10 protein-coding genes are annotated in these 12,247 nt (G+C 35.5%); 9 read left to right on the top strand and 1 reads right to left on the bottom strand.

Annotated elements, in window-relative coordinates:
• Positions 1-80: 80 nt before the first annotated feature.
• The 6 genes from RMR19_RS03775 to RMR19_RS03750 all read left to right on the top strand — a co-directional run bounded on the left by RMR19_RS03775 (position 81) and on the right by RMR19_RS03750 (position 5,248).
• The gene (locus RMR19_RS03775) at positions 81-1,013 is read left to right on the top strand and encodes an ABC transporter permease (RefSeq protein WP_310602162.1); all 933 of its coding nucleotides are present in this window, start codon (positions 81-83) and stop codon (positions 1,011-1,013) included.
• A gap of 20 nt (positions 1,014-1,033) precedes the next feature.
• Positions 1,034-1,957 (top strand): carbohydrate ABC transporter permease, encoded by a 924-nt coding sequence (locus tag RMR19_RS03770; protein WP_310602161.1) that lies wholly within the window; start codon positions 1,034-1,036, stop codon positions 1,955-1,957.
• A gap of 100 nt (positions 1,958-2,057) precedes the next feature.
• Positions 2,058-3,644 (top strand): ABC transporter substrate-binding protein, encoded by a 1,587-nt coding sequence (locus RMR19_RS03765; protein WP_310602160.1) that lies wholly within the window; start codon positions 2,058-2,060, stop codon positions 3,642-3,644.
• A 299-nt stretch (positions 3,645-3,943) separates the two neighbouring features.
• A complete protein-coding gene (locus RMR19_RS03760) occupies positions 3,944-4,537 on the top strand; it encodes a type IV toxin-antitoxin system AbiEi family antitoxin domain-containing protein (protein ID WP_310602159.1) in 594 nt (197 codons plus the stop codon).
• Between the two features lie 203 nt (positions 4,538-4,740).
• On the top strand, positions 4,741-4,950 hold the full coding sequence (locus RMR19_RS03755) for a DUF1016 N-terminal domain-containing protein (protein ID WP_310602158.1): 210 nt from the start codon (positions 4,741-4,743) through the stop codon (positions 4,948-4,950).
• Positions 4,919-5,248: a PDDEXK nuclease domain-containing protein gene (locus RMR19_RS03750; RefSeq protein WP_310602157.1), complete on the top strand. Its 330-nt coding sequence runs from the start codon at positions 4,919-4,921 to the stop codon at positions 5,246-5,248. The genes RMR19_RS03755 and RMR19_RS03750 overlap by 32 nt, the downstream gene beginning before the upstream one ends.
• A gap of 423 nt (positions 5,249-5,671) precedes the next feature.
• Here the strand turns inward: RMR19_RS03750 and RMR19_RS03745 are convergent, their stop codons facing one another.
• A complete protein-coding gene (locus RMR19_RS03745) occupies positions 5,672-6,523 on the bottom strand; it encodes an AraC family transcriptional regulator (protein WP_310602156.1) in 852 nt (283 codons plus the stop codon).
• Between the two features lie 248 nt (positions 6,524-6,771).
• Between RMR19_RS03745 and RMR19_RS03740 the strand changes: the two genes are divergently transcribed.
• From RMR19_RS03740 to RMR19_RS03730, 3 genes are all read left to right on the top strand, one after another.
• The gene (locus RMR19_RS03740) at positions 6,772-10,041 is read left to right on the top strand and encodes a DUF5107 domain-containing protein (RefSeq protein ID WP_310602155.1); all 3,270 of its coding nucleotides are present in this window, start codon (positions 6,772-6,774) and stop codon (positions 10,039-10,041) included.
• 16 nt (positions 10,042-10,057) lie between these two features.
• Positions 10,058-11,026, top strand: a complete 969-nt coding sequence (locus RMR19_RS03735) for an acetylxylan esterase (RefSeq protein ID WP_310602154.1) — start codon at positions 10,058-10,060, stop codon at positions 11,024-11,026.
• A gap of 166 nt (positions 11,027-11,192) precedes the next feature.
• Positions 11,193-12,059, top strand: coding sequence for a hypothetical protein (locus RMR19_RS03730; protein ID WP_310602153.1), 867 nt, complete (start codon positions 11,193-11,195; stop codon positions 12,057-12,059).
• The last annotated feature ends 188 nt before the right edge of the window (positions 12,060-12,247 follow it).

The raw sequence follows: 12,247 nt of genomic DNA, 5'->3' as shown, positions 1-12,247 counted from the left end.
AATGCACAAAAGAACGTCAAATGATAGAATAAAAATATCAAAAAACACAATAAAGCGCAGTAATGAAAGGCGGAGAAATTATGAATAAACAAAAAGGCGTCAAAGGGTTCCTAAATAAATTATACAAATACCGTATTTTTTTATTGATGCTTTCACCAGCAATTATCTACACATTGATATTCAGTTACTACCCAATGACTGGTATCGTAATGGCATTTAAAAAGTATAACTATGCTGATGGTATTTGGGGAAGTCCTTGGAACGGATTTAAGAACTTTGAGTTTTTCTTTAAGTCCGGACAGGCAGGACTTGTTACAAGGAACACAGTGCTTTACAATGTGGCATTTATTATCATAAACACAGTTATGCAGATTGCTGTAGCCGTGCTCCTGACAGAAATTCGAAACAAGCATTATCGAAAGACAACACAGTCATTAATGTTTTTACCGTATTTCATCTCTTGGGTTGTAGTAGGAGTTATCGCATTTAATCTTTTTGGTTCAGATACAGGCTTTATCAACCGATTATTACAAAGCCTTGGTTTTAACAAAATACCATTCTATACAACACCACAGGTATGGCCATTCATTCTTGTATTTTTCAATCTTTGGAAGGGGATTGGTTATGGGTCGGTCTTGTACTTAGCAGCCATTATGGGTATTGATACTTCCATTTACGAAGCAGCATCCATTGATGGAGCAAATGTGTTTCAAAGAATCTTTAAGATTACCATTCCTTCTATTATGCCAACTACAGTTATTTTGTTACTTTTGTCTGTTGGTAGTATCTTCAAAGGAAACTTTGATATGTTCTACAATTTGACGGGAACAAACGGATTGCTATATGAGTATACCGATGTAATTGATACCTTGACATTTAGAGCAGTAGTTGGTGGAAGTAACTTTAGTATGCCAGCAGCTATGGGATTATACCAGTCAGTTCTTTGCTTTGCTACTGTTTTGGTTGTGAACAAGCTGGTTAGCAAGTATGAAAAAGACTATTCATTATTTTAAGGGAGGGACGGTGTTTAAACATGAGTAAAACAAAAAATACAGGAAAAATAAAAAGTGGCTCTGATGTGATTGCCTTAAATATAATTGCATATTTATTTTGTGGTCTTGTTGCCCTTCTATGTCTACTTCCTTTTATTATGGTTATATCAGGGTCATTTTCATCGGAACAGGCAATTGCGGCAAATGGTTTCAGTTTATTACCTCAGGATTTCAGTTTAGAAGCTTATAAAACCGTATTCAAAGAACCAATTGTAGTTTTTAGAGCGTATGCTACTACGATTATTCTAACTGTTGTGGGAACTGCATTAGCGTTACTATTACAGACCATGACAGCATATGTGTTATCACGTAAAGATTTTGAATGGAGAAACAAGTTTTCGTTTTTCTTCTATTTTACCACTTTATTCTCTGGTGGTTTGGTACCTTACTATTTGATGATGACAAAAACACTGAATGTCAAAGACAGTTATTTGGCATTGTTATTACCACTTTTGTTCAGCGTATATAATTTATTGATTATGAAGAGTTATATTATGGCATTGCCAGAATCGTTGATTGATGCAGCCAAGATTGATGGTTGCGGTGAGTTTCGAATTTTATTTCAAATCGTTACCCCGTTGATTAAACCGGCACTTGCAACGGTTGGTTTATTTATCGCATTGGCGTATTGGAATGATTGGTATAATGCGATGTTGTATGTAAAAACATCAGAGAAATATCCACTACAGTATTTCTTATACCAACAGGTAAACAATATTGAAGCATATAAGAAGTTGCTTGCAAATAGTGCGGCGAGTGGTTCCATGGTAAGTTCCATATCATTGCCGACACAAACATTAAAAATGGCATTAACCGTTGTTGTAACAGGCCCTATTGTATTGGTATATCCATTTGTTCAGAAATATTTCGTACAGGGTATTACGATTGGTGCTGTAAAGGGCTAATTGTTGTAAATAATAACGATTATTTATCCAAATAGATAGCCTTAGTAAAAGGCTACAAGGATATGATAATACATATTAAAATTAAAGGAGAGGTTTTTGTATGAAGAGAAAAAAAGTGAAACAAGTACTTGCATTATTACTTTGCCTTAGTATATCACTAGGAATGCTTGCAGGGTGTGGTTCCTCAAACAAAAAAGAAAATAACACATCAACTACAAAGAATGAGGGGACTACAAAAGAAGATGGAACTACAGATGATAGTAAAACAACAGAGCTTGAACATGTTGATTTAACGATGTATTTACTTGGTGATCGTACACCTGATTTTGATGAGGTTTATGCAAAAGTTAATGAGATTTTAGAGAGAAAATTAAATTGTACTCTTAAAGTGGAATTTCTTAGCTGGGGTGAGCATGGACAAAAATATCCATTACTTTTTTCAGCAGATGAAGATTTTGATTTGATATTTACGGCAACTAGCTGGGGACATTATGAGCAAACAGTAACACTTGGTGGTTTTAAACCATTATCAGAAGAATTTATTCAGACATACGCACCAGACATCTGGAATGCTGTTCCAGCAGAAGCATGGGATCAAGCAAAGATTAACGGTGAGATTTATATGGTACCAGGTTTCAATCGTGAATTTGGTCAGGATATCACGGCAGTACGTGGTGATTTAATGGATAAATACGGTTTTTCCGAGATTACTACGTTAGATCAGTTCAATGACTTTGCTATGAAGTTGGCAGCAGATGGCATGTATGCATCACAAGGTGGATTTTACTATCAATATTTCTGGTCAAAAGGTATGAATGTTACTGGTGGAACACCAAAATCAGGAGAAATGATTCTATATAATTCACAAGACCCAGAGGATTTGAATTTCTATTACATCCTTGATTGGGATGGCTATACAGACTATTGTAAAAAAGCAAAGGAAATGGCGGATGCAGGATGTTGGTCTCAAGATGCCATTTATGAAAATGAAGATAGACAAACTGGACTTTTAACTGGAAAAAATGCAAGTATGTTATGGAATTTAGCAACTACAACATTGTATGCAAAACAAGCGAATAGGGAAAATCCAACTTGGGATGTAAGACTTTGTGACTTGTTTGCTGGTATGCCAAGAATCGTAAAACCTTATATTAATTCAGGTATTTCAATTAACGCAAATAGTAAGAAGGCAGAACGAGCAATGATGGTTTTAAATGCATTCTATACAGATAAAGAAATCTATGATTTAACATACTTAGGAATTGAAGGTAAGCATTGGGAAGCTGTAGGCGATGATCAGTATAAAGAGATTGATGAATCTGGTTATGGTGTTGATGCCAATTGTAACTGGGGCTGGAGAAATATGAACTTAACTAGAACTGCTTATATTGAAAACAGAACACCATTAGATGATTCTTATGATAAAATCTTAGAGGAATGGAACAGTAATATAAAACCAAATCATGTTTATGACGGATTTAATTTTGACCCTACGAATGTATCGACTCAAGTAGCAGCAGTAGAAGCCAATGTTGATAAATACTATACACCATTATTTTATGGATTAGTAAAAGATGTAGATGCTACAATTGCTGAGTTCAAAAAGGCATTGGAGAAAGCGGGAATCAGGGATATTCTTGATGAGCTAAATCGTCAGGCTGCAGAGTTTGTTGCATCAAAACAATAGAGTATAGAAGAATAATAGTTGGGCTACCAAAAAGAAAAGGTGGCTCACTAAGGTAAGGAGTAGAATTCCTTGAAAATATCGGCATAGTCGTAATTATCGGCTATGCCGTTTTTTGGTTTGTTTGGAAGTTTGGAATCATACAGTTGGTGGTTTTGTAGTACTACTAGAGTGTTGTGGACAGGTAGGTCTATCTGAAGATGTTGATGGTGTGAAATTACTCTATTTCAAAATATCTTGATTTTGACGCAAATATAGTTCATAATATAAGTATAAATATCAAGCGAAAGGGGACTGTAAAATTGGTAGTATTAAATGAGTTACAAGTCTTATTAGAGCAGAACAGTGGTACAATTACAGCAGCACAAGCAAATGCTATTGGTATTTCAAATGAGAGACTACGACTTTTAGTATATGCAGGCAAATTGGAACGTGCTGCACATGGTGTATATGTATTTCCAGATGATTTTCCAGATAAGATGTATGTGGCACAGATTCGTCGTCCTAAAATGATATATTCTCATGAAACAGCTTTATTTCTCCATGAACTGACAGACCGTGACCCTATTTCCTATTCTGTTACTGTCCCAACTGGATATAATGCTAAAGCAATTATTGCGGATGGTATTTCTGTTTACTCCATTAAAAGAGAAGTACATTTATTGGGAATTGTCCAAATGGAAACCATGTTTGGAAATACTGTAAATGTTTATGGGATAGAACGTACAATTTGTGACTGTATACGAAATAGGAATAAAATGGATATTGCAGTTGCAACGGATGCTGTTAAAAAATATGTAAAGCGTAATGATAAGGATTTAAATACATTGATGGAAATGGCAGAGGTTTTTAGAGTTACAAAGATACTTAGAAACTATATGGAGGTACTGCTATGAATATTTTGATTGACTTATGGCAAAGGTATCAGAAAAAATATAGTTGTGCTACTGAGATTAGTTGCGAAATGGTTATAAACTAAATTGAAAAGTCTTTCATCTAATTTAATGGTTGATATATACCAAATGAAAGTCAACAATTTGATAAAACACGCTAAGTATTAAAATTTCCAGACGTGTCTGGAAAATTGGAGGTATGTGGATTGAATGATTTATTAGAAAATAAAAACTATGTACAGTTGGTAGTAGATATAGAGAGTATTGTTGCAGATGCCAAAAATAAAATAGCAACTAATATTAATCAAGTAATTGTGCAAACCTACTGGTCAATAGGAAGGTATATTGTAGAGTATGAGCAGGGAGGAAATGTAAAAGCTGAGTATGGTAATCAGCGGAAAGCATTATCATTGTGATTTGGTATTTTACCATAGAATATTAAAGTGTTTTGTACTAATTGATCTAAAGATAGCCCCGTTACATCATGAGGATGTTGGTCAAATGAATACCTATATGGGGTATTTTGCATTGGAAGAAAATATGCCAGATGATAATTCTCCTATTGGTATAATAATGAGTCGAAATAAAGATGAATTACTTGTGGAATATTCAACCTATGGAATGGATACAAATTTGTTTGTCTCTAAATATGAATTATATTTACCTAATCGTGAAGAATTGAAAAGGTTAGTTGATCAGATTGTTAATGAATAATTTATTGAAAATGAGTAAAAAAGTATTTGTTCCACCTTTGACATGAGCTGATGGAAACAAACACCTTGCTATTACACTATCTACATTGTTCCTACTTCAGAATGGATATCTAGGAATAGCTCAGACTTTTCTTACAAAGACAGAAAATATCAGCTTAAATGTTGCTGCAAGCAAGATTGACAAAGACTTATTACACAAAATTATGACAGCAATCATGAATGCTACATATGATTCCGATAAAGCACTGAAACTTGAGATATATAATTCGATTAATAAGGAAATATATTTAAAAATGACCATACTTGAGCATTTCTACTCTTGTATGGTTATTTTTGTTTTCTTCACTTGAAGATATCACTCAAAAATAACTTGTTTTCATAAATCCCTAAGCCTAAGTAAGTCCTTCAAACGACAGCCCATCTTTTATTCACTCATACTTCGATACTGACTCGGTGTCGCATTAAAATTCTTCTTAAATGAACTACAAAAAACACTTTCACAAGAAAACCCCGTATTAAAACAAATATCCTTTATAGAAAGCTGAGAGTTCTTCAGCAGATATTTTGCTGTATTCAATCTTGTATTAATAATGTACTCATGAGGCGTAAAGCCAGTTACTTTTTTGAAAACTCGGATAAAATGATATTGGCTGAGTCCTGACATCTCGGCTAGTTCTTCAATGGAAAGTGGACTTGCAAAATGTTCATTGATATACGAAATAATATTTTCTGACATACTGGTATAGTCAAGGGTGCGAACCGTAGACGGTGTATACAGAAGAAAACTGGTTAATATATCAGTCAAATATTTTGATATTAACGCCTCTTTAACTGCCTTGTTGTTATGAAAGGTTTCATAAATGCTTGTCAGTTTACTAATTACCATAACAGAGTGATGGTCAGTCATGGAGAAAACATTTCCAAGGTGTGAGATGACATTCGTATAATAGGGTCTGGCAACTAAACCATCAAAATGGCACCAGAGACTTTCCCAGCCTGTAGCGGAAGAATATGCGTGTGGTTTGTAGCAATCAATTAATACAAATTCACCAGCAGAGACAGGAATTGTCTTTTCCTCATACTCCAGTGTCAAACTACCACTTTGAATGTACATAAGAAGAAAGCTGTCGTAAGAGGAGCGGTATAGACTGTAGCCTCCTTCATAGATAAAGTGTCCAGAATAAAGCGGATAGAAGAAGGTGTTCACAGCAGTCATACTTGGGGAATATACATAATAGTCCGATTTTGGTGAAACAAATTTCTCGCAGGATTTCATAATAGACCTCTTTTCTATGCTACATTTTATGTAGGATGAGTTTATGGCATTAATCTAGTAACAAACTGGTGATAAAAGTGTTTTCACGATTTGGTTATATCATTATTCTAATGGTTTTTGAGGAAAAAGGCAATAGCAATAAATATAAATAGAAGAGCAAGTATACGTAATGTTTTTTTATCGAAAAAAAGCTATATTCAATATATAGACACACAAACATTATGAATTAACAGGAGGCAGTGGAAAATATGTCAGAAGCAAAAGTATGGATTGAAAAGGTAATGATACCTACTTATGAAATTGGAGAAGCAGAAAAAAATCCTATGTTCCTTGATAAACGTGTATATCAGGGAAGCAGTGGAAAGGTATATCCTTATCCAACCGTTGAGAAAATCAGCGATGTGAAAGTGGATAAAGAATATACGGCAGTTTATCTTGAAAATGAATATCTAAAGGTTATGGTACTTCCAGAGCTTGGCGGTCGTATCCAACGTGCTTACGATAAGACCAACGATTATGATTTTGTATATTATAATCACGTTATTAAACCTGCATTGGTTGGTTTGATTGGACCATGGATTTCAGGTGGTATTGAATTTAACTGGCCACAACATCACAGACCAACAACATACTTGCCAGTGGATTTTGAACTTTCTGAAAATGAAGATGGCAGTAAGTCCGTATTACTTCATGATGTTGACCAGATGTATGGTACAAAAGGAATTGCAAAATTTACGTTATATCCGGGAAAAGCATATATTGAAATTACTGGTCAGTTGTATAATCGTACCGCGGTTCCACAGACATTTTTATGGTGGGCGAACCCTGCTGTACCAGTAAATGATAATACGCAGTCAATTTTCCCACCAGATGTACATGCAGTAATGGATCATGGTAAACGAGATGTTTCGAGATTCCCAATTGCCACAGGTGTATATTATAAACAGGATTATAGTGAAGGTGTGGATATTTCGCGTTATAAAAACATTCCAGTTCCAACTTCTTATATGGCAGAAAAATCAAAGTATGATTTTGTTGGTGGATATGATTATGGCAAAGAGGCAGGAATCCTTCATGTAGCCGACCATCACATCTCACCAGGTAAGAAACAATGGACATGGGGTTGCGGTGACTTTGGTAAGGCATGGGATCGAAATCTAACTGATGAAGATGGCCCATATGTAGAACTGATGACTGGTGTATATACAGATAATCAACCAGACTTTACATGGTTAAAACCATTTGAGGAAAAGACATTTACACAGTATTTCATGCCATATAAAGCAGTTGGACAAGTAAAAAATGCTACAAAAGAGGCAGCAGTAAGCTTTACTTATGATGGCAAGGATGTAGAAATTGTTGCTTATGCTACAGGTGTATATGAGAATGCAGAAATTATCTTAAAAGCTGGTGAAGAAACAATTCTTAGAGAAATCGCAAAGATTTCACCTGTAGATGTATATCGTTCAACTGTTACCTGTGAAGGTAGAAAAGAAGAAGATTTTTATGTTTCTATCTATGCAGATGGAAAGTGTCTTGTAGAATATAAACCAGAAAAAACGGAAATTCCTAAACTTCCAGAGCCAGCGAAAGCTGCAAAAGAACCAGAAGAAGTTATGACATGTGAGGAACTTTATTTAACAGGTTTACATATTGAGCAGTACCGTCATGCAACATATTTACCAGACCCATATTATTTAGAAGGTTTAAAACGTGACCCAGGTGATATTCGACTTAACAATGCATATGGTTCTCTGTTGATGAGAAGAGGACAGTTTGCTAAGGCAGAAACGTATTTCAACAAGGCGTTGGAGCGAATGCTCGAAAGAAGTCCAAATCCTTATGACAGTGAAAGCTACTATTTACTTGGACTTACTCTTTTCTATCAAGGAAAATATGAAGATGCTTATGATAGTTTCTACAAGGCAACATGGAGTAATGAGCAGCAGGAAATGTCTTTCTACTATCTAGCAGCAATTGATGCAAAAGCAGGAAAGCTTGCAAATGCTTATGCACATATTGAGAAGGCGTTAGTTAAAAATGCACATAATATCAAAGCAAGAGGTTTGAAGGCGTATCTATTACGTCAGCTTGACAGAATGGAAGAGGCAGCAGAATGGGTGAAAGAAAATCTTATGTTAGATCCATTTGATTTTGTGTCTTGCAATGAGCAGATTATATTGAGTCAAGATAAAGATGCACTTCGTCAGGCGTTAAATAAAAAGATGCGTAATTTTCAGGAAAACTATTTAATGACTGCAAAAGATTATGCGGAAATGGGTGCTTATAAAGAAGCTGTAGAATTACTTAGAGAATGTACAAAGGATTATCCAATGCTACGCTACTATGAAGCATACTACCTCAATGAACTTGGAGAAGATGTAACAGAAGTTTTAAAGAAAGCAGAAGCGTGTAGTTCGGATTATTGTTTCCCTAATAAACTTGAGGATATTGCAGTATTACAGTTTGCGATAACAAAGGGCTGCAAGGCAAAAGCACCATATTATTTAGGAAATCTGTTCTATGATAAGTTACAATGGGAAGAGGCGGTAAAACTTTGGGAGACTTCTGCAAATGAGGATTCTGAGTTTGCAACGGTACATAGAAATCTGTCTCTGGTATACTACAATAAGATGAAAAACCCTGATTTGGCAAAGAAAGAGATGGAGAAAGCATTTGCACTGAATACCAAGGATGTGCGAATCTTCTTAGAACTGGATCAGTTGTATAAAAAGTTAAACTGGAGCTTTGAAGAACGCCTAGAAAACTATGAAGCTCACCGTGAGTTAATTGAAGGACGAGATGATTTATACATCGAATATATTAGCTTAGTAAATATGTGCGGCAGATACAAGGATGCTTATGAGTGCATCATGAACCATAATTTCCATTCATGGGAAGGTGGAGAAGGAAAAATTACAACACAATACAAACTGGCACTTCTTGCATTGGCGAAGGAATCTTCTGGGAAAGGACAATACCAAGAAGCGGAAGACTTGTTAAGAAAAGCATTGGTTTATCCAGAAAACCTTGGTGAAGGAAAACTTGAAGGTACGAAAGATAATGATATCTATTACAATTTAGGACTTGCATTAGAAGCACAAGGAAAAACAGAAGAGGCTGAGGAATGCTTTACATTAGCAACAATCGGAACCGATGAACCTGCTGGAGCAATGTTCTATAACGACCAACCTGCAGATATGATTCTATATCAAGGTCTTTCTTACTTAAAACTTGGCAAGACAAAAGAAGCAAAAGCAAGATTCTATCGCTTAATTGATTATGGTGAACAGCATTTAGAAGATGAAGTCAAGATTGGATACTTTGCAGTTTCTTTACCAGACTTCTTGATTTTTGAAGAGAATTATACTTTGAAAAATCGTGTACATTGCTATTACTTGATTGCATTAGGTAATATTGGTCTTGGTGATGTGAAAAAGGCAGAGGAATTCTTGAAAAAAGCAGTAGTGCTTGAGCCTTCACATATGATGTGCAGAGTGTATGAAGGTAGGATATAGGATAGGAGGAGTTAATATGCCGATGTTAGATATGCCCTTGGCACAATTAAAAGAATATGAGGGGATAAATCCTTGTCCACAAGATTTTGAAGTATATTGGGATAAGGCTTTACAGGAAATGAGAGCAACAGATAGTAATGTTGAATGGATTCGGGCAGAGTTTCAAGTACCTTTTGCGGAATGTTTTCATTTGTATTTTACAGGAGTAAAAGGTGCCAGAATCCATGCGAAAGTAATCAAACCAAAACAGAAACAGGGTGAAGTGCCCGAAAAGATGCCGGCAATACTAATGTTTCACGGTTATACTGGCAATTGTGGTGACTGGAATGACAAACTGCAGTATACGGCGGCTGGCTTTGTCGTAGCGGCATTGGATTGTCGTGGACAGGCAGGTTTATCTGAGGATGTCGGGGGTGTGAAAGGCAATACAATGAATGGCCATTTTATTCGTGGATTAGATGGTGATAAGCACGACCTCCTTATGCGGAATAACTTTTTAGATGCGGCACAGTTGGCAGGGATTATTATGGATATGCCAGAGGTTGATGAACAGCAAGTGTTTACTACTGGTGGATCACAGGGTGGAGCTATATCGTTAGCGTGTGCAGCATTGGAGCCACGGATTAGTCGCATAGGGGTATGCTATCCTTTCCTGAGTGACTATAAGAGGGTTTGGGAAATGGATTTGGCAAAGGGTGCTTATGCTGAGCTGGAACAGTATTTTCGATGGTTTGATCCCCTTCATGAACGCGAAGATGAAATCTTTGAAAAACTGGGCTATATCGATGTACACCATCTGGCGAGAAGGATTAAGGGAAAAGTGCTGATGGCAGTTACTTTGGTGGACAGTACCTGTCCGCCATCCACACAGTTTGCGGTGTTTAATCAAATTCAGTCAGAGAAAGAAATAGTCATTTATCAAGACTATGGGCATGAGTTTTTGCCTGGGTTTGGGGATCGGTTATATGGTTTTTTCTGTAAGTAATATTGTATGGTATGTTGAATAGAGTTTAAATAATAAAAGAATATTCGAGAATGCGACTGGTTAACTGGTCGCATTCTCTATTTTGTATGAGGAGGTTATGATAGTAAAATGGGATTGAGAGATAGGATAAATTTTGGTATAATATACATAGGAAGGTGGGAGTAAGTTGTCAGAAGGAATAGCATATCAAAACAAGGATATAGAGTTTAAACTTTTGAGCCAAGGATTTAAAGAAAAATCGTTTCATATTTATGGATTGGACATTCCAAAGATAAAGGAATTGTTGCCAACAAATCTTCCCAAAGTGTCAGCAGATGAAAAGCGAATTGATAATCTGTTTTTATTAGAGGATGATACCATAGCCATAGTGGACTACGAATCAGATGATAAAGAGAGTAATCGTATCAAATATATGAATTATATCGTTCGTGTTTTGGAACGATATTATAAAGAGGGAGCAGGTATAGTAAACATTCGTATGATAGTAATATATACAGGGGATGTTGAAGAAGCAGAGGATACATTGGAAATCCCAAGTTTGACTCTTAGAATGGAGCAAGTTTTTTTGAGTAAATTAGATGGAGAACCAATTTATCAGGCGATAAAGCAAAAAATAGAAAGTAAAGAACAATTAAATGAAGAAGAATTGATGCAATTAATAATTTTGCCTTTAACGGATAAAGGTAAGGAAAAGAAACAAGAGAGAGTAAAGCAAGTGGTAGAACTCGCAAAGCAGATAGAGGAAGATGAGCAACAAGTATTTGTAATAGCAGGAATCTTAGTAAATAGTGATAAATTTATTGACAAATCATATGCAGAACAGGTAAGGAGGTGGCTCAGTATGTCAAAAGTATTCCAGATATTTGAGGAAGAGAAACAGGAAGCAGTAAATGAAGCAAGATTAGCAGCTCAGCAAGAGTTTGCTGTGAAAATGATAGAACTTGATATGGATATAGTACAGATTATGAAAGTAACAGGTTTAACAAGGAAACAGATAGAGGAACTTAGAGATAGTTCGTCAATAACTAAGTAAAACGAATTAATAAAAAGTTATCATGCAATATTTTATATGACAATCAAGAGATGGCAGAGAAAGTAGATGAATTTTTTAGTAATCAAAAATATATTCGAGAATGCGACTGGTTAACTGGTCGCATTTTCTGTGCTTTTGGTAGTATCATTCTCATGAAACAACATATGTTTCCTTACATATATCATAAG

The sequence above is a fragment of the Anaerosporobacter sp. genome, assembly GCF_031551385.1.
Taxonomy (GTDB): Bacteria; Bacillota; Clostridia; order Lachnospirales; family Lachnospiraceae; genus Anaerosporobacter.
The sequence above is the reverse complement of the archived record's forward strand: the minus strand, read 5'-3'. Positions and strand labels throughout refer to the sequence as shown.